Consider the following 22,900-nt stretch of genomic DNA (forward strand, 5'->3'; position numbering starts at 1 on the left):
ATTCCCGAGTCGGCCTCGAGTACAGACTGCGGTTGACGGCTTGACTGATTAGGGATATCCCACTCGCATGAAGCCTCGATCCGGGCATGCGCCATTGAGGTTGTCCGGGAAACCATCGACCGGCTGGGTCGCCGGTGGTGGGTTACCTCCCGGGCCGCGGTGTCATCCCCAGGCGAGTGTCGTGAACTCGTGCAGCCCCATCGACGTGTTCAATCCAATGGGGTGATAGCGAGCAAGCCTTACGCTCCTTCTCGCTCATAGAATCGGTGGCGCAAGCTCTGGCAACATCGGACGATCGGCTGCCCTTCTCGCGATGCATCCCCGTCCGTTGATCCGTGCCGATAGGCTCCTCCATGCGCCCCCGCTCGGTTCGGAGGGGACCTACGGCCTCGCTCGGATTCGATATATTCGGCATAAGCCTTACAGGGCGATATCCGCTCGCCCTGGATTTCCCGGAGGGAACAGGCCAGGCCGCACCCCGGACGAGCGGGCCCTTGCCGGGGTTTGATCATCAAGTTGTTTCTTGTGAGACGGCTTATGAACGAGCCCTCGGGCTGAGGTAAGGGACGCTTCGCGGGGCTCGAACAGTCGGCCGAACGAACATATCGCCCGATCGACGACTGAACGGCTTCGACACGCGCTTGTTCGAGTGTACGTTTGCAGCATTCAATTCTTTCGGTGGCCAGTGGCGATACTGTCAACCGAGCGTCAAACACGTTTGATTCTCTGATTCGCACGAGTCTTCATGTTGCCATCCGCGACGCGTAACGTTACCTTCAAGTGGGTCATTCAGAGAAATCAAGGATGATAACGATTGCGAACTTCGGTCGAATGATGTAGAAAGAGGAGGTAGATGTTGTCAACCTCCCAAATTGTGATACATTCGCGCAAGTCATCGATCCTGAGTCGCTCAAGGCCGGGGAACCTTGCGTTCCGTCGTGCCCGACCTTGAGGAGATCGTGACCCGTGCCGATCCATTGGGCGACAATCTTATTTAGACTGCTGTGGTCTGAATAATTCGGGAGCTTCCCCGCGAGACCCGGGTGGGGTGGCCTCACGCCGTTTCATCAGCATCCGAGTCATTCGGGTAGGAGTATCATCGATGGCGACGACCAAGGCTTCCTCCGCCAAGGCAGCCGCGACCAAGGCGGCCGCGACGAAGACGACCACGAAGGCAGCCAGCCCCAAGGCGGCCGCGACCAAGGCTAAGGCCGTGAAGACCGTCGATCAGCGCTTCCAGCAGGCCCGACGCGCCTCGATCTTGCTGAAGCACGTCAGCGACCCCACCCGCCTGCAGGTGATCTTAATTCTCGCCGATGGTGAACAGCATGTCGGGGCGCTCTGCGATCAGCTGAGCCAGAGCCAGCCGGCGGTGAGCCATCACCTGGCCCTGCTGCGGCACGGCGGCATCATCGCCCCCCGCCGTCAGGGTAAGAATAACTTCTACAGCCTGACCGATACGGGTTCCGACCTGGCTCGCGTGGTCAAGAACTTGATTAGCTGAGTTGCCGGCGCACTCGCATCGGTGTTTGATATTCGAAAGCCAAACCGCCGGGCGGCCCGAGGGACGCCTGGCGGTTTATTCATGCGCGATGGATTTCGGGGAGCCTTCAGGGGAGGACGCGGAGGCCGATCGCGGTGTTGAGGGCCAGCATGCTACGTCGGTGCCTCGAAAGGCTATCCAAATATTGCTTGACGAGATCGTTGTAGTTCTTCTGGGCATTCAGATAAAACGTCACGTCCTGCTCGCCCCCCGTGTAGAGCCGGAACGAATCGCTGAGGACTCGCTTGGCCACGGGGATCGTCTCGCGCTCGATCTTCTGGACGATCTGACGCGTGGTCGTGTATTCCTTGTAAGCCTGGGCCACTTCCGACATCGTCTGCCGTGCCATGTTGTCGAGCTGGATCTGCGTCTGCGTCACGTTCAACTTAGCCCGCTGGATGCCGCCCTGGTTCCGGTTGTAGATGGGCAAGGGGACCGTGACGCCGAGTGCCCATGACGTCGTGCTCCGGCCGCCGAGCGGGCCGTTGTACTGGTTCGTGTAGGGCTGATAGAGCACGTAGATGTCGCTGAACCGATTCGCCAGCGCGAGCTTCACATCGGCCTCGGCCCGCTGGATGCCCAGTCGGAACGACGCCACGTCGGGACGCATCTCCAGGGCCATGCGCTGGAGTTCGGGGAGCTGAGCCGGGGGATTGAAGCGGTCGAGCAGGGTGCCGCGGATCTCGAATGACTCGGCGTGCTCGGGGGGGATGTTCAGGAGGTTGGCGAGGACCTGCTTGGTCTTGCCATACTGCTGCTGGGCGTCGAGAAGGCCGATCTTGGCGGAGTCGAGCAGGATCTCGACGCGGCCCACGTCCGCCCTGGTCGACTGGTCGAGCTCGTACCGCTTCCTCTCGACATCGAGAAGCTTCTCGAGGCCTTCCACGCTGCTCTGACTGTAGCGGATGGTCTGCCGGGCGACGAGGGCGTCGACGAACGCCGAGTACACGAGGTCGATCGAGATGCGGATGGCGTCCTGATACTGGGCCTCGAGGACCTTGAGGGCTCGGCAGGCGACCATGACCCTCGCCTGTCGCTTGCGCGAGAGGTCGAAGGGATGGGAGACGTTCACGTCGTACTGCGTCGGCCCGCCGGGCTTCGCCTTGTTGTAGCTGCCGTAGGGGATGAGCTGGCTGTCGGCGTAGAAGATCGGGTTGGCCCGGAGCCCCGCCTGGAGGATGTCGGCCCTCGCCTGGGGGATCTCGTAATACTTGGATCTTAGGTCGAGGTTGTCTCGGATGGCCGCGTCGATCGCCATGTCGAGCGTGAGGCCGTTCGCCGGCCCCTCATCCTCGGCGACCTGCGTCAACGAGAGCGGGCCGTAGGTGGGGACGGTCGGCGTCGGCTTGGGCTTCGGTGCGCTGATCCCCGTTTGCAGGTCGGTGGGGCCTGCACCGGCACCGGGCATCGTCACCGAGCCGGGGACGTGCGGGGCCGTCGGGCCAGCGCGACCGCTCAGGATCGGGTCGTTCGCACCTGGCGGGTTCGAGAAGAGTCCGCCGCCACCTCCGGGCGAGGGGCCGAGCTCCGAGTCGTTCGATCCAGGCCGGAGCGGCAGGTTCGTGTCGATCGTCGGGCCTTGCGCCGAGGCCGACTGTACGCCGACGAGGGCGACCATGACGGCAGCAAGGATTGTATGAGCAAATGAGACTCTCATAACCTCGGCGACCCTCCCTGGCCACTCCTCGGGAATTCCACTCCCGACGTCCTGGCGACGCCTCGACCGCTGCCTCGGCATCGTTTCCAGGACTTCTATCGGCCTCGCCTCCGAGGGGCGATCATCGACGATCGCTCCCAGATTGCCTCGGCGATCCTAAAAGCGGAGTACGAGGTACGACTCGCAGAACATGATTAATCCGAACCTCGACATGCGTCTTCGGGGCCGTGGCCGTCGCTGAACGCAAATGTTCCGCAGCCCATTTCCTGCTGGTTGTGGCGTTTGGGTCCAGGTAACCTAATGCGAGTTGTCCATGAGTTGAGTTGGGCGCGTCCAGCCCGCCGGACGACGCAACGCGGATCCCGGACGAAGCCCTTCGCTCACTACGGAAAGGGGCCGGATTGATGTACAGGCATGGTCGAGAAGGCGTCACGGATCGCGTCGGGGTGTCTCGACGCGACTTCCTCAAGGTCGCCGGCATGAGCCCGTTGGGGCTTTCGGCCCATTCGAAGCTGGGTTTTGGCCGGCAGAAACCCGGCCAGGACCGATCCGTCATCTTCCTGATGCTCGTGGGCGGCCCGAGCCAGCTGGATACGTTCGACCCGAAGCCCGACGCCCCCTCCGAGGTCCGCGGGCCCTTCCGGTCGATCGACACCTCGGTCCCCGGGGTCCGCGTCTGCGAGCACCTGCCCGAGCTAGCGAAGCGGATGGATCGGGTCTCCCTGATCCGCTCCCTCTACCATGAGGCCGCCCCGATCCACGAGACGGGGTCGCAGCTCATCCAGACGGGCCGGCTCTGCGGCCTCGGCCGCGATTATCCGCACTTCGGTTCGGTCGCCGCCTCGATGCTCGAGGCCAAAAACGGCCTGCCCCCGTTCGTGCTGCTGCCGAAGCCCATCGGCCACACGGGGGTCAACGTTTCGCACGGCCAGACGGCCGGGATCCTCGGCAAGGCCTGGGAGCCCTACTCCCCGGCATCGAGCCTTGAGGCTGTCGCGAGTCACGACGCGGCCATGCCCGAGGCCCTTCATTCGACCCCGTCGATTTCGAACGAAGTGAACCGCTGCGTCGAGCTCGCGGCGGAGGCCGATTCGACTCGGGCTCGCTACGGCCGGAACCCGTTCGGTGAGAGTTGCCTCCGGGCCCGCCGGCTCGTGGAGGCGGGGGTCCGCGTCGTCACCGTGAATATGTACGAGACCGTCTTCCGGGGCGCCACCTGGGACTGCCACGGCACCGGCCCGTTCAGCACGCTTGCTGACTACGCGACGGAGGTCCTGCCGACCTTCGACCGGGCCTACTCGGCGTTGCTCGACGACCTTGATTCGCGCGGATTGCTCGATTCGACGCTCGTCGTCGCGACGGGCGAGTTCGGGCGGTCGCCCCGGCTGAATGCGGCCGGCGGCCGCGATCACTGGCCGGGCGTTTGGAGTGCGCTCCTGGCGGGCGGCGGGACCCGGGCGGGTGAAGTGATCGGTGCGAGCGATTCGAACGGTTCGAGCCCGGCGGATCGACCCGTGCGTCCCGCCGAGCTCGTGGCGACTGTCTACCGGAGCCTTGGCATCGACCCTTCGCTGACGTACTCCCTCGAGAGCGGGGAAGTCGTCAGCCTGCTCGACCAGGCCAACCACCTCCGCGAGGCGTTGGCCTGAGGTCGAGCCTCGAAACTTCGGGTTACCTGGCGGCGGGTGTCGAACCCGCCGTCTTGAACCCGGGGGCCGCGATCAACTTCACGCCGGGGGCGCCGTCGGCGAGCTTCCAGAGGCGGACTTCGCCGTCCCAGCTCCCCGAGGCGATGGTCTGGCCGTCGGGCGAGAGGGCGAAGGTGTAGACCCAATCGTTATGCCCGGCGAGGTTTCGGACGGAAGCCGCCGAGCCGGCGTCGAAGATCCGGATCACCTTGTCGGCCCCGCAGGCGACGAGTTGCTTGCCATCGGTCGTGAACTGGAGCTTGAAGACGGTGCCGCCAAACCCGCCGATCTGGCGGACCTGTTTGGCATCCTCGTCGGGGTTCCAGTTCCGGACGAGGTTGTCCTCGCCGCCGGTGTAGATGCTCTTGCCATCCGGGCTGAAGGCGACCGTGTAGACGGGGGCCGCGTGGCCGGGGAAGGTCACCAGGGCTTCCTTCTTCACCACGTCGAAGACCTTGCTCGTCTTGTCCCGGCTGGCCGAGGCGAGACGCTTGCCGTCGGGGCTGAACGCGATCTCGTAGATCCAGTCTGCGTGATCCTCGATCGTCGCGAGTTCCTTGCCGGTCTCCACGTCCCAGAACCGGATGGCCCGGTCGGCGCCCGCGGCGGCGAGGGTCTTGCTGTCGGGGCTGAACGCGACGCTGAAGACGCAGTCGGGGCTCTCGAGCAGGTCGCGGACCGGCTTGCCGCCGCCGTCGGGCTCGGCCAGCCAGAGCTTGACGGAGCCGAACTGGCCGGGGTCTCCGCTGGCGGTCGCCATCCACTTGCCGTCGGGGCTGAACGCGATCTTGTAGACGCGCTCGGCGAGCCCCCGGATGCGGCGGTCGAGCACGCCGTCGGCCGTCTTCCAGAGATTGATCTCGTGATAGCCGGAGGAGGCGAGCTCGAGGTTGTTGGGGCTGAAGGCGAGCGCCGTGATCGGCATCGTCAGCGGGTAGGCCTCGGGGATCGCGACCGGCGTGTTGCGGCGGAGGACCGCCGTCCAGTCCTCGGTGGGGGATGCCCCATCGTACTTGGCCCCTTCCTTGACCCATCGCTCGATCAAGGCGATCTTGTCGGCGGGCAGGGGATCCTGCTTGTAAGGCATCCGGGGCGAGCCATCGAGCCGGATCAGCTCGACGAACTGGCTGGCGTCGGGGTCGCCCGGCTCGAAGGTGTGCCCCTCGGCCTGCGCCCCGCCCTTGGCGAGCTGGGCGAAGGTGGTCATGCCGTACTTGCCCTCCGCCTTCCTCGTGTTGTGGCAGGCGATGCAGTTCTGCACGAGGATGGGGGCGACGTCCTTCATGAAGCTCACCGTGGCCGGGGCCGCGGCGGGCTCGCCTGCGGCCGGCGGCTGTGCGGGCGTGGCCGGAGCCGGTGCCGCAGGCGGCTGGGCCGGGGGCGTCTTCGCCGGCTCCTCGCCGATGGCCAACGGGGAGAGCACCGCCATCGCGACGATCCCAAGCCAAGGCCGATAAGTCCGCGCCAGCATCTGAATCCTCCTCGAAGGGCGTCGCGAAGGGGAAGCCTCGGGCCGCGACCTTTCGCGAACCTCGGCCCGATCGATCATCGATCATTGAGCAGGGAGCACTTTGACCGCCAGGGGGACGGCGGGCAAAGCATAGTCTTTCTTCTGGACCTGGAACGCCAGCGAGACGTTGGCCCCGGCCATCGCGGGCGCGGCCTTGGGGTCGGCGATGACCGGCACGACGAAGTCGGCCTTATCCGGCGGCAGGGTGACCGGGTCGGCCTTCAGCCCGGCAGGCAGGCCCTGGACCTTGACCGTCACCGGCTCCGCGAACGGTGCCTTCCGCACGACCTTGCCTTTCAGCTCGAACGTCGCCCCGGCCTTGAGCTCGAGCGCCGGGGCCGCAAGCTCGATGGCGGCCGGGCGGACGATGTCGAGGGTCACGGCTGGCAGGTGGAAGGTCTTGTCGAAGTTGGCGAACTTGCCCTTGGCAACGAGGCCGATGGTCATGGGCCCGAGCGGGAGTTCCACGGCGGCGTTGGCGGGGACGTTGCCTTCCGCCACCTTCTCGGCCAGATTCGCGGCGGGGACCGTGAGCCCCGGGGGGAGCGGCAAGGTCGTCACCGCGAGGGCCGCGTCGGCTCCCGCCTGGCGCTGGAGCTTGACCGGTATGTTCGCGCCATAACCATGCACGACCTCGATCGGAGTCGAGGGTATCTCGAAGCCGACGACCTCGGGGTCGGCCGGAACCGCCGGCAGGCCGAGCTGTGTCAGGGTGTTAGTCGGCAGCTCGCCTTGCTTGGCGAAGGCTACGTGCTTGATCGCCGAGACCACGATCTCGGGCGTGCCCGGCCCCTTGCCGACGACGTCCAGCTTCGAGAGCGGGAACGCAGCGTCCGCCGCGCTCGAGAGTGAGAGGACCCCGACGTTCTGCCCCGCGGCGATGGTCCCCGGTCGGAAGGTGAGGCCAGCCGGCGGATTGGCGACCGAGAGCTGGATCGGGCCAGCGTAGCCATTGAGCCTCCGGACGGTGACGCCGACGAGGGCGCTCCCCTTGCGAGGCACGGTCGCTTCCGGCTCGTTCAGGAGGAGCTCGAACGTCGGTTTGACGGGTTCCACCGAGATCCGATAGGGGTAGGCGGTGCCGCCTCGGTTCTCGAGGTCCTTCAGTGCAAGGGTAATTTCCGTCACGCCGGCAGGTACGGTGAAGGCGAGCGAGGGGTCGGGCGAGACGAGCCCCGCCCCTTTGCCCTTGCGTCCCCCCAGTTCGGCGATCGTCGTGTCATCGGCGGTCCCCAGGACCGCCTGGTTCGGGCCGAGCACCTGGAGCACGCCGTCGAGGGCCGAGCCGTTCTCGGCCGCCATGACCTCGATCATGAGGACCTGGCCGGGCGTCACGGCGAGGTTGAAGCGGTCCTCATCGCCGGCGGGGTCGATCCGCCCGTTGAAGACCACGGGCGCGGCCGCCCGGACGATTGGCGACCTGGGGTCGATCGTCTCCCGGACTTCGGGGTAAGGCGAGACTTCCAGCGGCGGGAGCGACTCGATTTCCAGGGAAGGATCGCCCACGGGGCCACCGACCATCGCGTTCGTCAGGCGGAGTCGGGTGACGTCGGAGTCGGCCGTCGCCGAGAGGGTCACGGCCCCCACGCGGAGCCCGCCGAGCGAGCCGCCGCGGAGTTCGAAGCCGACGGTCTCGCCTTCCCTGCCGCCGATCGGGAAGACCTCATCGGCCACGGGGATTGAGCCGACGAGCAGGCGATAGACTGGTCGGCCTCCGCCTTGATAGCTCGAGTCGGAGAGCTCGATGACGTAGTCGGTGTCGTCGGGGAGCGTCGCCGTGAGCCGGGCGTCGGTGATTAGGCCGAGCGTGTCGTCGGCCGAGGCGACGAAGCGGCGGTCGGCGGTCGTGAGGCGGATCGAGGGGTCGACGCCGGAGCCGATCCGGGCACACTGGGCGTCGATGACGATCGTCTGCCCCTTCTTGCCGGCGAACTTGAAGTAGTCGACGTCGTTGCCCGCGGCCTGGCCCTCGATGACCGCCGGGGTGGGGATGACCTGGGCGGTTTCGAAGGTGCTGTTATCCTCCTTCTCGGCCACCTGGGGCAGCTGGCCCACGGTGAAGAGGAAGGGGTTCGAGAGGCCGTCGTTCGTCCAGACCCGGATAGGATAGGTCCCGAGCGGCGTGCCTGGCTTGGCCGTCAGCTTGAAGGTCCAGCTCGCGGCATCGTTCTTGGCGGCCGGGTTGGGGTCGACCTGGAACTCGAACGGGGCGATGAGACGCGGGTTGTTCCCGAGGTTCGTCCCCTGGATAGTGACGTCGGTGGCCACCCCTTTGGGGACCCCGAGGGGGACCGTGCCCGTGATCTTCGGAGCGTCTGCCGACGCCGGGAACGTCAGCGAGAGGCTGACGACGGCAGCCAGGCCGAGAGCGATGCGGAGCATTGGGTTGTGTCCCCTCGTTTCTATGCGTTCCGGCGAACTCGGGCGGGCTTGGGCGTGTCGTGTCCCAAGTGGGCGGGCATCACCGGCATGGCGGGATTCGATCCTCCTTAAGCTCGCACGCTCCCATCCTTTTGTCAAGCATGCGAAACCCCACGCCACGCTCGCTCCAAAGCCGCATCCCATGCGGACTCGCCGGAGTTCGGATACAATCCAGCGGGCGCAAAGAGGCGGACCCGGTCACGAGCCGAGAGGAAGTTCGATGCAGGCGAACGAGCGTTTGAAGACGATCAGCAGCGTTTGTCCGCTCGATTGCCCCGATACCTGCAGCATGCACGTGACCGTCGAGGACGGTGTCGCCGTCGAGCTGAAAGGGGATCGCTCCCACCCCTTCACCCGAGGCTTCCTCTGCCAGAAGATGGCCCGGTATCTCGACCGCGTCTACAGCGACCGCCGGATCCTGCACCCCTTGAAGCGTACGGGCCCCAAGGGGAGCGGCCGGTTCGAGCGGATCTCCTGGGATGAGGCCCTTGGCGAGGTCGCAGACCGTTTCCGAGCCGTCGCCGATTCGGAGCACGGGCCGCAGGCCATCCTCCCCTACAGCTATTACGGCACGATGGGGAAACTCCAGGCGAGCAGCCTCGATCGTCGCTTCTTCCATCGCCTGGGCGCCTCGATCCTGGATCGGACCATCTGCTCGTCGGCCGGGACCGTCGGCTACGAGTACACGATCGGCCGGGGACGTTACGGGACCGACCCTCTCGCGATCCCGAAGTGCCGCTTCATCGTGAACTGGGGGTCGAACACCGCCCACACGAATAGCCACCTCTGGAGCCTGATGATCGAGGCCAGGAAGAATGGGGCCACGATCGTCACCATCGACCCCTATCGGAGCGGCACCGCCGCGCGCTCGGACTGGCACATCCCGATCCGCCCCGGGACCGACGCCGCCTTCGCCCTCGGGGCGATGCACGTCATCTGGCGCGACGGCCTGCACGACGCCGACTACCTCGAGCAATACACGCTCGGGGCCGACGAACTTCGCCGGCGCGTGCTCGACGAGTATTCCCCGGGTCGCGTGGCCGAGATCACCGGCATCGACGAGGAAACGCTCACGACCTTCGCCCATCGGCTCGCGAAGGAGCAGCCCTCCTTCATCCGCCTGAACTACGGGCTCCAGCGCCACTACGGCGGCGGCATGGCCGTGCGGACGATCACCTGCCTCCCGGCGGTCATCGGCTCCTGGAGGCATCACGGCGGAGGGGCTCTCCTCTCCACCGCGGGGACCTATGACTTCAATATGGGGAAGCTCACGCGGCCCGACCTCAGCCCGCCCGGCACGCGGGTCGTCAACATGAACCAGTTGGGCGAGGCCCTCTCGGGCGAACTCCCTGGTCCACCAGTCAAGGCGCTCTACGTCTACAACGCCAACCCCGCCGCCGTCACCCCCGATCAGCAGCGAGTCCTCGACGGACTCCGACGCGAGGACCTCTTCACGGTCGTCCACGAGCAGTTCGCGACCGACACCGCGGATCATGCCGACATCGTCCTGCCGGCGACGACCCAACTCGAGCACCTCGACGTCCACAGCTCGTACGGGCATCATTACGTCATGCTCAACAACCCGGCCATCGCCCCGAGGGGTGAGGCCCGCTCGAACAACGACGTTTTCCGCGCCCTCGCCCGTCGACTCGAATTCGAGCCGGAGGACTTCCCCGACGATGAGACCCTGATCCGCGAGCTGCTCGACGGCGGGCCGAGCGTGCGGGGGATCACCCTCGAACGCCTGAGGTCGGAAGGCTCCATCAGGCTCGAAATCCCCGATACTTACACGCCGTTCGCCCAGGGCGGATTCCCAACGCCCTCGGGCAAGTGCGAGTTCTATTCCGAACAAATGAAGGTCAATGGATTCGATCCTTTGCCCGTCTATATGCCCCCGCGCGAGGATCCGCAGACCCGCGCCGACCTCGCGGCCAGGTTTCCGCTGCAGCTCCTCAGCCCCCCGCGTCCCCAGTTCCTGAACTCGACGTTCGCCAATGAAGATCGCCACCGGGCCGCGGCCGGCGATCCCACGATCGAGCTGGCCAGGGCCGATGCCGAAATGCGGAACCTCACCGAAGGGGAGTGGGCCGAGGTGTTCAACGATCGCGGCCGTTTCCTCGCCCGGGTCGTCGTCGGCGATTCGGTTCGACCTGGCGTGGCCGTCTCGCCGGGGATTTACTGGAACAAGCTGAGCCCCGGGCAGAGCAACGTGAACCAAACGACCTCCTCCGCCCTGACCGACATGGGGGGAGGGGCCACGCTCTTCGATAACCTGGTGGAAGTGCGGGCGGCGGTCGAAGGTGTCAAGGGTCACTCGCATCAAGATTCATGACTCGGAACCTCGGAGGAGCTCCAAGTATGCTGGAAATCCTGTCGCGTTGGGCCCGGCCCCGGGTCGAAGCCCGACCGCTGAAGGTCACGGTCTACTCGAGGGAGGATTGCGGCTGCTGCCACAAGGCGCTCGCGACCTTGAGCCAGCATCAGGGACGCTTCAACCTCGTCGTCGACATCGTAAACGTCGATGCCGACCCGGCGCTGGTCGAACTCTACGGCAGGACGGTCCCCGTCGTGTCGATCGAGGGCAAGGTCCGCTTCAAGGGGCTCGTCAACCCGATCCTCCTCGGGCGCATCCTCGAGGCCGAGTCGAAGGCGATCCCGCAGAATAAGACGTGATCATTTCAAAGCCTGTGGCGCGTGTTCGCCGGGTCGATTTCGAAGTACCGAGCTTTACGACCCCGGCGCGAGCCGCGATAGGGGCGGCCCATTCGCCTCGCGCCATTCGTAATTTGCTCGGGAATCTGGCTGGTCAGACTTGAGACAATTTGTTATCAACCGCCCCTGCCGAGGGCAAAGGAATGTTCTCGGTCCCTATCTTGAGTGATGCCCCACTCTGAGTTGCCGACGTTAGATCTCCCAATAGGCATGGTCGTGGCCCTCGCCGAGCCCCGACCCTCGCCCTGAAGTGTCGGCGCTCGAAGGAGATCCGCGCGATGGACCGCCGCCGTTTTGTTCCTAAGCCCGAAGGGCTTGAAGGTCGTTCCCTGCTCAGCACCATTTTCAACAACTCAAGCAACGCCTCGAACAACCCGGCCACGGATGTCCCGGTCACCTTCGACCAGAAGATGACGCGGATTGCGCACCTCCCGTACTATCTCGAGAACTTGCAACCCGGCCGTTACATGTCGGCCGACCTCATGAAGAACTTGCAGGCCGACCTCACCGAGGTCGCCGGCACGCTGCACAGGCCCAACCCGCAGACGCTCGAGAATTTCAACGATCTGATGCGGACGATCATGCCGCATACGACCTTGCGGCAGTCCGACACGGTCGCGTTGAACAAGGCCTTCACGTCGATCCTCACGACCACCGGGGCCACCCCCGATCAGGTCAACAGCATCAGCCAGGACATGGTTCAGCTCGCGCAGATCGACTCGCAGAGCCGCCAGCCGGTCTACCTCGCCACGAATGATTACGCGATCGTCATCCAGACGATCCTCGGCATCGGCCATCCGATCCAGCGCCCGAACCAGCCGTCCATCGCACTCAGCTCGGGCTCGAGGGCCGATCAAAACCTCGGCATCTCCAAGTATCACAGGCCCACGCTCGTCGGGAGCTATGGGGTCGGCAACACGGTCGGGGTCTATTCGGGCGACCTCAGCGGCGGTTTCAACAGCAACGGCGTCACGATCGAGATCATCAACAGCAACGGCGAGGTCATCGGCCAGAGCCAGGTCGACTCGGCCAACGGCGACTACCGCGTCACCGTCAACACGCCGCTGCCGAACGGCGTCTACAAGTTCTGGGCCCGCGCCGTGGATTCGGCCGGTCATGAGAGCAACCTCAGCCCGCCGTACGCGATCCGAGTCGCCAGCCGCGAGCCCCTCACCTCGATGAGCACCGGCCAGTCGGTGCCCCGAGGTCCGATGGCGGTCCGATAACCAGAGGACGAGACGAGGCCCTCGCAGGGACCACGCGGCATGCGTCGATGCGACGCCGGCCTCGTGGTCCCCTTCGTTTCTCCATCCGTCGGAAACTCGACCCGGGGCTTATTCCCCGCGATCGACCCACTTCGCGATGGCCTCGGGCGTCGCCGTGCCCTCGTCGAGGCGGAGCTGCTGGCTCGCGTCGGATCGGGTGTAAGACATCTCCGGCCAGGCGCGATCGAACGACTGCGGGACGCCGTGGATCCAGAGCGGCGCGGGCGACGCCAATGCGGCCGCGGCCTTGAACCCGCCGAACTGGAACATGCCGGGGAGGTCCAGGTTCCTCGGGAATTCGCCCGTCACCTTGCCGGGCTCGAAGTTGTCCAGGTCGATGACCGTGCGCGCCAGCCCTTGCAGGGCCGGGCGAGCCAGGAGCACCTGCGGGCCGGCGGCCCCCTGGGCGACGAGGCTCACCTCGCGCACATCGGGCTGCGACCGCGCCCAGGCCAGGACGGTCGCCAGGTCCTGGAGCTGGTCGCCGCAGAGGGACGGATTGTACGTCTCGTAGTGGACGGTCTCGGGCCTGCGCAGGGCGGGGGAGGCGGGGTCGAACGACTCGCCGACCATCAAGGGGTCGAAGCCGACGACGCCCTGGCCGCGCTCCAGGAGAGCCTTAACCAGGGGCGAGAACTGGCCCTGTTCGTCCTGGAGTCCATCCTTGCCCCGGGGCGTCGCGATGAGGGTCACGCAGCCGGTGGGATGGGTCGGCGTGATCCGGACCGTCGGGATCTGCTCGGAGGCGGCCTTGCGCTTCACGAGCGAGTGGACGATCGTGGCCCCTTCGCGGTGCACTCGCCTGACGTCTCGCGAGGCCAACTCGGCGGGCGTCGGATTGACGAGGCCCACGCGGACCTTGAGGCTCGTCAGCAGCAGGTTGCGGGCGGCCTGCCAGGTCGCGTCACTCTGCGAGGGGCTCAGGGCCTGGATCTGGTCCTCGAGGGCTCCGATGAGGTGGTCTTCGAGCTCCGCGGCGGTCTTGGACTTGGGCCAGTCGGAGCCGTCCTTGCCGAAGACGCGGAGGTCCTCCGCCTTCTCGACGGTCTGCGTCCCTTCCTTCGTGCTGTCGGCGTCGTCGATGCCGAGGAGCCACTTGCCCATGAACGCATAGACGGCGTTTCGCGTGGTTTGGTTGTAGTTATGCGGGAATTCGAAGGCCTCGGCGCTGATGCGGTCGGTGGTGCCGAAGAGGGAGTACACCCCTCGGATCGCCGGATAGGCGTTCGACATCGTCTTGGCCGTCCAGTCCCCGCTGGCGCCGACGAGCTTGAGCGGCCTGGGAGCGGTCAGGGCGGCGAACTCGACGTTATCGGTCCCGAGCCGCAGGCCAGCGGCGTTCTCGCAGACGCAGCCCCCCTGGAACGTGTCGGAGACCATCACGACGGGCGCGGAGACCTTGATGCGATCGTCGATGGCGGTGAGCAGGAACGTTTGCGTCCCGCCGCCGGATTCCCCGGTGCAGCCGATCCGGGCCGGGTCGACGTCGGGCAGGGTGCTGATCCAGTCGAGGATGCGGATACTATTCCAGGTCTGGAGCGTCGGGAGGCTCAGGCCCCAGCGGCGGAGGCGGTCGTTCAGGAACCGGTGACCGAAGGGCTGGCTGTCGTTGTAGCCGACCATGTCATAGAGGAAGACGACGGCCCCGAGCTTCGCCCAGCGGATGCAGCGCTGCTGGACCTCGGGGTTCACCCGCCCGTCCTCCCAGTGCCCGTGCGGGCAGAGCACGGCCGGAACCTTGCCCGTCTTGCCGACCGGCCGATAGAGATTGCCGCTGAGGAAGAAGCCGGGGAAGGTCTCGAGGGTCACCTTCTCGATCGTGTACCCGTCGCGTTCGAGCGTGCCGGAAATCCGAGGCTGGAGCGCCGTCTTGGGGAAGAGGGGCCAGAGCCCGAGCGAGACCAGCAACTGCTCGCGTACGGCCTTCGCCCGATCACGCCACTCCTGGGCCGTGGCCGGTGCATGGAAGTCGGCCCCTTGCTTGTTCGTCCTCACCTGGGTCCGCCTCGCGTCGTCGGCGGGCGCCGCCGTGTCGACCCGGCCTCGGCTGATGTCGAGGGCCGTGGAGGCGTCGAACTTGGAATCCGAGGCGAGCACGATGATGGCCGGCAGCGTCGCGGGGCCGGGGGGCTCGCTCGGGGTCGCCGCGTTCCTGGCTGGCTGCACCTCGGCCCGGTCGAACTCGATCTTGATGTCTTCACCCGACCGCCCTGTGATCTGCCCGACCGACTGCCATCGCGGCGTGGCGTCGTCCCCGGCTTGCTTCGCGCTCAGCTTCCAGGTCGACTTCTCGCCCGAGAGCGACCACTCCTGCCGTTTCGGGGACCAGACCTTCACGGTAAAGGACTGACCGTCGGGGAGCTTGATCCCCTTCGCGAGTTGGGGGAAATCGCTGGCGAGGAATCGGTGTACGGCGACCTTGGCCGGTTCCTCTGCGCCCGCGGAGACGGCCGCGATGAGCAGCAGGCCGGCGGCAACCGGCCAGGCTCGGAGCACGTGGGATCGGGTGGATTGCATCGCTGGAGGACTCCCGGGTGGAGCATCGCTGGAGGACAAATGGCGGGTATGGCCGCCTCATCCTACACGCGAAAACGCGCATCACAAGGACGCACCGGATGCCCCGGGGAGTCGACCCGAAGATCACAAGCCCGCGACGTAACGTCGGATTGGTGGGCAGGAAAGGACTGTTTGATCCGTCGCAAGCACCTCTTTTGCACGCGATGCACTAACGGCGGGAAGGGCGGGGGATCTCGGCCAGTCGCGGATGCAGGACCTCGGCCTCGAGCCGTTGCGAGAAGACCTGGGCGCCCGAGGGCATGAGGTGGTGACCGTCCATGAAGCCATCGGCCTCCACCCAATCCCTCGCGTCCACGACGTCGATGGAGAACTCGCGCCGGATGGTGTCAAGATAGGCCTGGATCTGCTCGGTCGTGCCTGCGGGATAGATCTGGCGGAACGCCTCCGCTTCGGGCAGGACGATGACCGAGGCCTTGATCTTCTCCACGCGGCAGAGCATAAGCATGGCCCGGAGTGCGCGGTCGGGGTTCGATCTCGTCCGATAGTCGCGCAGCCGCTTCTCATAATGGAGCTCATAACGCTCGGAGAGCTCGGCCCGTTCCTTGGGCGTGATGGTCTTCCGGGGGCTCCACCAGCCGAGGTCGTCGAGGTTCTGGCAGCGGTGGTCGGGCTCCCTTGCCGGGACGATCCAGCGCGGGGCGAGGGCCTCCAGGATCATCGAGCGGTTGGTGTAGAGCGGGGCGATCTGCTGGGCGAGCCACTGGCGTTTGAGGGTGCTCCGGCGGCTCTCCTTCACGTATCCGGCCAGGAGTTGCACGTCCGACCAATGGAGGCCGGCGAGGTTGATCTGCTCGCCGAAGTCGCGAAGCGTCCGCTCGGTGTTCCAGTTCGGGGCCCAGAACTCGACGAAGACCCAGTCGGGGCGAATCCCCGCTTCGAGGAGCCGGGTCAGGCTGAGGTGGGCCATCTCCGGCCCGGTCCCCACCTGGGCGAAGTTGTAGACGAGGGGCTCGTGGATTCCTGAATGCCGGAACGACGTGGGTCGGAACCCGGTGGCGACGCGAGAGCTCCCCAGCATCAGGACGAGGGGACGCCCCGGGTTCTGATCTCGTAGTCGCCGCAAGTCGGCGACCTTGCGGCCGAACTCGCGATCGGTGAGTTCGGGGCGTGCCCGCAAGAGAAATCCCGATGCGAGCTGGGCGGCGACGAACCAGAGCAGGCCCCAAGCCAGAGCCGCACGCGCCCGCCCCGATGTTCGACGTTTCGCCAACACGCGGATCGTCCTCCCTTGCGCCTTTGATTCGGGATCAGAACTGGAAATAGACGAAGGGCTGGCTGGCTTCCGTTGCGAGGATCAGGGCCAGCGAGAACGCCGTGGCATACGTGAACCCGAGCACCGGCTCCGGTAGCCTGGCGACGAGCCTCGTCCAGAGGCCGCGGTCGGACAGGAACTGGCACGAGGCCCCGAGGAACAAGGTCGCCCAGAAGCTCACCGTCGAGACCGGGAGCCCGAGCCCATCGTGCGGGATGGCAAGTCGACTGAGCATCGCGAGGGCCGCGGCGAAGCTCGTGGCCCTGAAGAAGACCCAGCCCACGCAGACACAGGCGAATGTGACGAGGATCCGCACGAGCGTCCCGCCCTGCGATCGGAGCAAATTGTCGAGGCCAGTGGCGCGAGCCAGGGCGGCGCGGAGACAACGATGGGCGACCAGCAGGGCCCCGTGCAGGACGCCCCAGACGATCATGGTCCAGCTCGCCCCGTGCCAGAGACCGCCGAGGGTCATCGTGATCATCAGGTTCAGGCTCGTCCGCCAGGCCCCTTGCCGGCTCCCCCCCAGCGGGATGAAGAGGTAATCGCGCAGCCAGGTGGAGAGGGAGATGTGCCAGCGCCGCCAGAACTCTGAGACGTTCCGGGCGCAATAGGGAAGGTTGAAGTTGGGGGATAGCTTGTAACCGAGCATGTGGGCACAGCCGATGGCCATGTCGGTATATCCCGAGAAATCGCAGTAGATCTGGATCGCATAGGCGAGCGTCGCGACCCAGGCCGCGTAGCTCCCGTAAGACTCGGGCTGGGCGAAGACCGGGTCGGAGAAGGCGGCCATCCGGTCGGCGATGGCGAGCTTCTTGAAGAGCCCGATCAGGAAGTACTGGACGCCCAGGTGCATGCGGGCCCAATCCCAACGCTTCGGCCGGGCGATCTGCGGCAAGAAGTCGCGAGCACGCACGATCGGCCCCGCCACGAGGTGCGGGAAGAAGGTGATGAAGAGCAGGAAGTGGAGGAGGTTCCGCTCCGCCCGGATCCTGCGCCGATAGACGTCGATGGTGTAGCTGATGGCCTCGAACGTATAGAAAGAGATGCCGATGGGTATGATGACCTTGAGCGTCGGCATCCCCGCGTGGACCCCCATCGAGTGGAGGAGCCCTTCGAGCGAATCCAGGAAGAAATTGGCATATTTGAAATATGTCAGCAGCCCCAGGTTCGCCGACAGGCTCACGGCCAGGAAGGCTATCCTGCGGCGGTCTGACGGGGATCGTTCCATGCCCAGGGCGAGCGCGTAGTCGAGGGCCGTCGAAACGCCGACCACGAGCGCGAGCCACTTGTTCCAGCTCGCGTAGAAAGTGAAGCTGGCGCAGAGCAGGATGCCGCTGCGCAGGCGGTTCGAGGGGGATGCCCAGTACGCGGCGAAGACGACGGCGAAGAAGATCAGGAAGGCTTGGGAACAGAAGAGCATGGCATCCTTGCCTCGTTACGCCCGGGCCTCCTCGCCTGGTTGCCGCCCGGAAATCACCCCGGGTCGTCGCGGGCGCTGCAGGCCCGGGGGCGCGGGAAGTTTACATGGGAATGGACTTCGGTCAAGCCGGGGTTTTCGCGATCGGGCCGTCCAGGGGGGACAGCCTCGGTTCCCGGCGGATTTGGTCTTGCCGCGATCGACGACCGTCCGCAATTGAAGGGAGGAAGAATCAAGAGGGGGAAGGAATTCAGACGATTGGATTGACAGGGGCCGGACTCCGCTCCTAACATCAAATGTGTGGGTTGGTTCAGGTCGGCCGCGTCCATGCGCCTCGACCCCGACTCATATTCCTTTCTGCAGTTATGTTTCTAAAACAAACTCGACGGTTAAGGCCTTAGCATCTGCTTGAGGGTTACGAGCCATGTCGCATCCATCCACCAACAAGTCGAGGTCACTCGTTGGCAATGGCGAGGACGCACTGGCTCGGGCGGGGGGCGGACGCCCGCAACTCCTCTCGCAGTTGCCCTGCTCATTGTATTGCTCGCCCGGCTTCATCGCGGGCATCGCCGTCTTCGAGCTCCTCTTCGCCCTGGTCCTCTTCGGCGTGATGTCGACGAAGCGGCGAGAGCCGGAGGTCCTGGAGTCCGAGCCTGTCGTCGAGGCCGCCCCGCTGGCACCGACGCCGGTTGTCGAGCCACCGAAGGCCGAAGACAAGGCGCAGGTCCCGATCGTCGCGAACAAGGCGGGCGAGGCCCCCAAGCAGGAGAAGGCTCCCGAGCCCGCCGCCGTCGGCGAGGCCAAGAAGCCTCAGGAGCCGGCGAAGACCGAAACGACCGTCGCGAACGCCGCGGCCCCTACGCCTACGCCGTCTCCGGTCCCGACGCCTGCGCCCGCGGTGGCGACGACCGCCAGCCCCACTCCGCCTCCCACGCCGGAGGTCGCGCCGGCCGAGGAGGAGATCTTCGGGACACTCGGTACTCTGATCGACCCCTTGCAGGACTGCAAGGTCCAGCGCGATGGCAAGAGCGTGACGTTCCAGATCCCTCCGACGCTCCATATTTTCCATCCCGACGGGAACGTGAACGACGCGCCACGAGCCTTGATGGACGCCACGGGCGACTTCGTCGCGCAGGTGAAGGTGGCGGGGAGCATCAAGCCCGGCACCACGCCCTTCCCGCAAGTCCCGTTCACCTTCCAGGGGGCCGGGATCCTCGTCTGGCTCGACGCGAATAACTACCTTCGGCTCGAGCGGGCGGTCTCCTACAGCGACCGAGGCTTGGTACATCACGTCGTCATCGAGAGCCGCAACGACGGCCGCCAGGGGCGCGGGGCCATGATCCCCGTCCGCGACGGGGCCATCACGCTCAGGGTCGAGCGCAAGGCGGGCGAATTCACCTGCACCTATTCGTCCGACGGCAAGAGCTGGCTGCCAGTCAAGAAGATCTCGAACAACTTGCCCGCCAGGCTGAGCGTCGGGATCTCCGCCACCAACGCCGCACCGCGACCGTTCCCGGCACGCTTCGAGGACTTCAGCCTGTCGAAGTCGTCGGGCAGGGCAGGGTAAGACGAAAAGACTCCTCCCGCTCAGAATCTGGCAGGAGGAGCCTTTTTGCGTTCATCGGTAGAGCGCCAATCCACTCAGGCGGTCGGCTCGGCCTGCTGGAATTCGATCGGCGGCAACTCCTGCACAGCGCGCCTCAAGGCCTGCTCCCAGTGCGAGTGGATCGCGAGCAGGTCGGGATCCTTGGCGAGGAACCGGCGTTGCCGCGAGACTCGTAGTTCGTCACGCCTGTAGATCATGAGGTCGATCGGCGGGCCGACCGTGACGTTCGATTGCATGGTCGAGTCGAGCGATATCAGAGCATAGCGCGCGGCGTCTTCCAGCGTCGTCTGATCGTGGCGGACGCCTCGATCGAGGATCGGCCGGCCGTATTTGCATTCGCCGATCTGGAGGAAGGGGGAGTCGTCCGTTGCCCGAAGCGGGTTGCCCTGGGGATAGATCAGGTAGAGGTCGTGCTTCTCCCCCCTGATCTGCCCGGCCAGGATGATGTTCACGTTGAACGAGAGGTCGTCCTGCTCGAGGGCCTGGCGGTCGATCGAAGAGACCCGCCGCACCTGGTCGCCGACGACCCTCGCGGCGTCGTACATCGACTTGACGCTCGCGAGCCCCTGACCTTGCTCGAAGTCGCGGCGCAGGAGGGTCACGATCGACTGCGAGCAGGAGAGGCTGCCGCTCGTCAGCAGGACGAAGAGGCGTTCCCCAGGTTCGACGAACGTGTGCATCTTCCGGGTGACGTTGACCTGATCGTAGCTGGCATTCGAGCGGGAATCCGAGGCCAACACCAGGCCTTCCCTGGTCATGATCCCCACGCAGTATGTCATCGCCTCTACCTTTCTCGACCCCTTGGAACTGCTCGCGTCGACGCGCAGCCCGATCGTCTCACACGAGGACGTGCATCGGGCCTGACCTGATTGAGCAATAAAGACCTGCCACCTCGATCGTTGATCCTCTGGCTTCGACCGGGATCGTACAAGAGGAATTCCGCGATCATCGAGGTGAACGACGGCACGAGTCACCGCGGCGGTGACTTTCGAACCGAACGCTGAATGTCATCGCGAGCGAACGGAGGTGTCTTCGCCCCTCGACCCGGCTCGCGATCTTCCGTTCCGCCGAGAATCGATCGGCGATCGAACCGCACCGCTCGCGTTGAGGCGAGGGGATGCGACCCGATGTGAGTCGCCAGCGACTGCGGATTACTTCTGCTGCTGTTGCTGCTGGCCTTGCTGCTGATGGAGCCCCGAGCGAGCGCTACGCTGGTTGGGATAGGGGCTCCGCGAGGAGCGCTGGGTCTGCACGGAGGACCCCATCCGCTGCGACTGGAACTGCGAGAAGCTCGAAGATCCGGGGCGAAGTCCCATGGGGGCCCACTCGTTCCACTCCATCGGGATCCGGTCGATGGCCTCGACCTTGACCACGACATTCATGGTTTCCTCGGCGCGCCCCTTCCACAGGCCGCGGTTGGGGGGAACGTCCGAGTAGTCTCGCCCGACGGCGGTGAGGACGTGGCCATCGGCGACGAAGTCATTCCGGGTCGGATCCACGTCGACCCAGCCGACCTTGGGCCCTGCCCAGAACTGGGCCCAGGCATGGGTCGCGATCTCGCCCGTTTCGTTGATGTAGCCGCTGACATAGCGAGCCGGAAGCCCGACGCCCCGGCAGGCCCCGATGAAGAGGTGCGCGAAATCCTGGCAGACGCCACAGCCGAGATCCAACGCCTCGCTCACCGGCGTGTTGGCCGACGTCACCTTGCGCTCGAACTTGATCCGGTTCCGGACCGCTTCCATCAGGCTACGCACCACCCCGGCCAGGGCACCCGAGGGTTTGGGAAGCTCGGAGACGAAGGCGGTCAGCGCGGGGCTCTTGTTGACGAGGGGGCTGTGCTGAGAGAACTCGGCGGCCTCGATCGCGTCCATCCCGGCGCCGTCCTCCGGCCACTCGACGCCGTTCAAGCGTTCGAGCCCGCTCCGGCGATGTGTCCGGACGTAGCTCGTGGCCAGGATCGCGAGCTCTTTGTAGAAGGTCGCGACGTTGAAGAGGTCGACGCGATTGCTGAATCCATCCCGATACGAGGTCACCGGCGCCTGCGGGCTGATCCGCAGGTTATAGCCCATCGAGGTCTGGTCTTCGTTCGATGGCGGGGCCATCCGGACCTCGAACACCGTCTCGGACACCGGAGCCGTGTAATTGAGCCTCGTTTCGTGGGAGACGCGCAATAACATGGAGAGAGCCTCGGTTCAACGTACGGCCTGGGAGAGGGGGCCGGCCTCCTTTCAAGAGGCCGGCCGACCCGCGTTACGCGGCGTTTCGCCGCGAAACCGTGACGATCACGAAAAGAAGTACGCGTGGTGGATCTCGTCGCCGATCCGGTTGCATGAGTCCTGGATGCTTGTGAGGAACTTCGACAACCCCTGGCTGAAGATCTCGCCGACGTCGATGTAGCGGAGCTCGCTGTCCAGACGGCCCAGGCGACGCTCGGCCTCGGTGCCGTATTCGTCCTCGTCGCCCCCGGCGATCTCGTGCAGGGACTCCCAGCAGCGGGCGACGCAGAATCGCATCGCTCGCGGGAAGTCGGGGTCGAGCACGAGGTAACGGACGACCCCCTCGGGATCGATCCGCTCGTGGTGTTCGCGGAGGTACGTCTCGTAGGCCGAGCAACTCCGGAGGAGGCTCGACCAGTGGACGATCGGCAGGGTCAGGTCGGCGACCTCCCTCCCCTCGTTGACCCCGCCGAGGCGGACGTTGAGGATCCGGCTGATCTGGTTCACGCGTTCGAGGTAGCGGCCCACCTGGAGGAAGTGGAAGACCTCGGCGCGGGGCAAGGTCCCGTCCACGATCCCGTCGAACAGGATGCAGGACCGCTTGATCGAGTCGTAGAAGCGAGGCGGGCTGGCGGCGAACCGCCGCTGGGCCTTCTTGCTGCAGAGGTAGAGGTAGACCTGATTGACGTGGCTCCAGGCCTCGCCGCTCAAGGTCTCCTGCGTGGCCCTCGCGTTCTCTCGGGCCCTGGCGAGCATGGAGAGGATCGAGTGGCTGTTCTGCCGCTCGAACGTCAGGAAGCGGAGGACCGTGTCCCGATCCTTCTCCTCGCCGGTGTGGGACTTCTCGAAGGCCTCCCGGCAGTTGAGGATCGTCAGGACGCTCTCGATCGGGCCGAGGGACGACGTCCCCTCGGTGGTGATGCTGCTGGCATCGAGCTCGAGGTGGAACCCGACGTCGAGCAAGCGGGCCACGTTCTCAGCACGCTCGATGTAGCGGCTGATCCAGTAGAGGTTTTCGGCGACGCGGCTGAGCATC

General features: G+C 65.7%; 15 protein-coding genes. 6 read left to right on the forward strand and 9 right to left on the reverse strand.

All coding sequences use genetic code 11. The features are described 5' to 3' along the window. Window positions 1-1,102 precede the first annotated feature (1,102 nt). On the forward strand, window positions 1,103-1,504 hold the full coding sequence (locus ACOYYX_RS13435) for an ArsR/SmtB family transcription factor (protein WP_422930411.1): 402 nt from the start codon (window positions 1,103-1,105) through the stop codon (window positions 1,502-1,504). Between the two features lie 106 nt (window positions 1,505-1,610). Here ACOYYX_RS13435 and ACOYYX_RS13440 read toward each other — a convergent pair whose 3' ends face one another. Further along, the gene (locus ACOYYX_RS13440; protein WP_422930412.1) at window positions 1,611-3,200 is read right to left on the reverse strand and encodes a TolC family protein; all 1,590 of its coding nucleotides are present in this window, start codon (window positions 3,198-3,200) and stop codon (window positions 1,611-1,613) included. Between the two features lie 446 nt (window positions 3,201-3,646). Here ACOYYX_RS13440 and ACOYYX_RS13445 point away from each other — a divergent pair, with 446 nt between their 5' ends. Continuing rightward, entirely contained in the window at window positions 3,647-4,849 is a 1,203-nt protein-coding gene (locus ACOYYX_RS13445; protein ID WP_422930413.1) for a DUF1501 domain-containing protein, read from the forward strand. 22 nt (window positions 4,850-4,871) lie between these two features. Here the strand turns inward: ACOYYX_RS13445 and ACOYYX_RS13450 are convergent, their stop codons facing one another. Then, window positions 4,872-6,359, reverse strand: a complete 1,488-nt coding sequence (locus tag ACOYYX_RS13450) for a c-type cytochrome domain-containing protein (RefSeq protein WP_422930414.1) — start codon at window positions 6,357-6,359, stop codon at window positions 4,872-4,874. 81 nt (window positions 6,360-6,440) lie between these two features. Beyond that, window positions 6,441-8,780, reverse strand: coding sequence for a hypothetical protein (locus ACOYYX_RS13455; protein ID WP_422930415.1), 2,340 nt, complete (start codon window positions 8,778-8,780; stop codon window positions 6,441-6,443). A gap of 259 nt (window positions 8,781-9,039) precedes the next feature. Here ACOYYX_RS13455 and ACOYYX_RS13460 point away from each other — a divergent pair, with 259 nt between their 5' ends. The 3 genes from ACOYYX_RS13460 (at window position 9,040) to ACOYYX_RS13470 (ending at window position 12,757) form a co-directional block, all read left to right on the forward strand. Then, the gene (locus ACOYYX_RS13460) at window positions 9,040-11,151 is read left to right on the forward strand and encodes a molybdopterin-containing oxidoreductase family protein (RefSeq protein WP_422930416.1); all 2,112 of its coding nucleotides are present in this window, start codon (window positions 9,040-9,042) and stop codon (window positions 11,149-11,151) included. Window positions 11,152-11,177: 26 nt separating this feature from the next. Further along, window positions 11,178-11,492, forward strand: a complete 315-nt coding sequence (locus ACOYYX_RS13465; protein ID WP_422930417.1) for a glutaredoxin family protein — start codon at window positions 11,178-11,180, stop codon at window positions 11,490-11,492. 317 nt (window positions 11,493-11,809) lie between these two features. Beyond that, the gene (locus ACOYYX_RS13470; RefSeq protein ID WP_422930418.1) at window positions 11,810-12,757 is read left to right on the forward strand and encodes a hypothetical protein; all 948 of its coding nucleotides are present in this window, start codon (window positions 11,810-11,812) and stop codon (window positions 12,755-12,757) included. 108 nt (window positions 12,758-12,865) lie between these two features. Here ACOYYX_RS13470 and ACOYYX_RS13475 read toward each other — a convergent pair whose 3' ends face one another. From ACOYYX_RS13475 to ACOYYX_RS13485, 3 genes are all read right to left on the reverse strand, one after another. Continuing rightward, the gene (locus tag ACOYYX_RS13475) at window positions 12,866-15,313 is read right to left on the reverse strand and encodes an alpha/beta hydrolase (RefSeq protein WP_422930419.1); all 2,448 of its coding nucleotides are present in this window, start codon (window positions 15,311-15,313) and stop codon (window positions 12,866-12,868) included. A 208-nt stretch (window positions 15,314-15,521) separates the two neighbouring features. Then, window positions 15,522-16,586 carry a DUF1574 family protein gene (locus ACOYYX_RS13480; RefSeq protein WP_422930420.1) on the reverse strand — a complete coding sequence of 355 codons (1,065 nt, stop codon included), beginning with the start codon at window positions 16,584-16,586 and terminating at the stop codon, window positions 15,522-15,524. A gap of 34 nt (window positions 16,587-16,620) precedes the next feature. Beyond that, a complete protein-coding gene (locus tag ACOYYX_RS13485) occupies window positions 16,621-18,045 on the reverse strand; it encodes an MBOAT family O-acyltransferase (RefSeq protein ID WP_422930421.1) in 1,425 nt (474 codons plus the stop codon). Window positions 18,046-18,466: 421 nt separating this feature from the next. On the opposite strand from ACOYYX_RS13485, the gene ACOYYX_RS13490 reads away from it, so the two are divergent. Then, a complete protein-coding gene (locus ACOYYX_RS13490; protein ID WP_422930422.1) occupies window positions 18,467-19,609 on the forward strand; it encodes a DUF1349 domain-containing protein in 1,143 nt (380 codons plus the stop codon). A 74-nt stretch (window positions 19,610-19,683) separates the two neighbouring features. Here the strand turns inward: ACOYYX_RS13490 and ACOYYX_RS13495 are convergent, their stop codons facing one another. From ACOYYX_RS13495 to ACOYYX_RS13505, 3 genes are all read right to left on the reverse strand, one after another. Then, the gene (locus ACOYYX_RS13495) at window positions 19,684-20,427 is read right to left on the reverse strand and encodes a peptidase (RefSeq protein ID WP_422930423.1); all 744 of its coding nucleotides are present in this window, start codon (window positions 20,425-20,427) and stop codon (window positions 19,684-19,686) included. Window positions 20,428-20,799: 372 nt separating this feature from the next. Then, window positions 20,800-21,825, reverse strand: coding sequence for a transglutaminase family protein (locus ACOYYX_RS13500; protein ID WP_422930424.1), 1,026 nt, complete (start codon window positions 21,823-21,825; stop codon window positions 20,800-20,802). A gap of 105 nt (window positions 21,826-21,930) precedes the next feature. Then, window positions 21,931-22,899, reverse strand: coding sequence for an alpha-E domain-containing protein (locus ACOYYX_RS13505; RefSeq protein WP_422930425.1), 969 nt, complete (start codon window positions 22,897-22,899; stop codon window positions 21,931-21,933). Between the last annotated feature and the right edge of the window lies 1 nt (window position 22,900).

Origin of the sequence: Singulisphaera chitinilytica (assembly GCF_049331405.1) — a bacterium.
Lineage (GTDB): Bacteria > Planctomycetota > Planctomycetia > Isosphaerales > Isosphaeraceae > PoT.

Coding starts and splice junctions, on each gene's coding strand:
- ACOYYX_RS13435 (WP_422930411.1), top strand. CDS start 1,103: ATGGCGACGACCAAGGCTTCCTCCGCCAAGGCAGCCGCGACCAAGGCG.
- ACOYYX_RS13440 (WP_422930412.1), bottom strand. CDS start 3,200: ATGAGAGTCTCATTTGCTCATACAATCCTTGCTGCCGTCATGGTCGCC.
- ACOYYX_RS13450 (WP_422930414.1), bottom strand. CDS start 6,359: ATGCTGGCGCGGACTTATCGGCCTTGGCTTGGGATCGTCGCGATGGCG.
- ACOYYX_RS13455 (WP_422930415.1), bottom strand. CDS start 8,780: ATGCTCCGCATCGCTCTCGGCCTGGCTGCCGTCGTCAGCCTCTCGCTG.
- ACOYYX_RS13460 (WP_422930416.1), top strand. CDS start 9,040: ATGCAGGCGAACGAGCGTTTGAAGACGATCAGCAGCGTTTGTCCGCTC.
- ACOYYX_RS13465 (WP_422930417.1), top strand. CDS start 11,178: ATGCTGGAAATCCTGTCGCGTTGGGCCCGGCCCCGGGTCGAAGCCCGA.
- ACOYYX_RS13470 (WP_422930418.1), top strand. CDS start 11,810: ATGGACCGCCGCCGTTTTGTTCCTAAGCCCGAAGGGCTTGAAGGTCGT.
- ACOYYX_RS13475 (WP_422930419.1), bottom strand. CDS start 15,313: ATGCAATCCACCCGATCCCACGTGCTCCGAGCCTGGCCGGTTGCCGCC.
- ACOYYX_RS13485 (WP_422930421.1), bottom strand. CDS start 18,045: ATGCTCTTCTGTTCCCAAGCCTTCCTGATCTTCTTCGCCGTCGTCTTC.
- ACOYYX_RS13490 (WP_422930422.1), top strand. CDS start 18,467: ATGTCGCATCCATCCACCAACAAGTCGAGGTCACTCGTTGGCAATGGC.
- ACOYYX_RS13495 (WP_422930423.1), bottom strand. CDS start 20,427: ATGACATACTGCGTGGGGATCATGACCAGGGAAGGCCTGGTGTTGGCC.
- ACOYYX_RS13500 (WP_422930424.1), bottom strand. CDS start 21,825: ATGTTATTGCGCGTCTCCCACGAAACGAGGCTCAATTACACGGCTCCG.
- ACOYYX_RS13505 (WP_422930425.1), bottom strand. CDS start 22,899: ATGCTCAGCCGCGTCGCCGAAAACCTCTACTGGATCAGCCGCTACATC.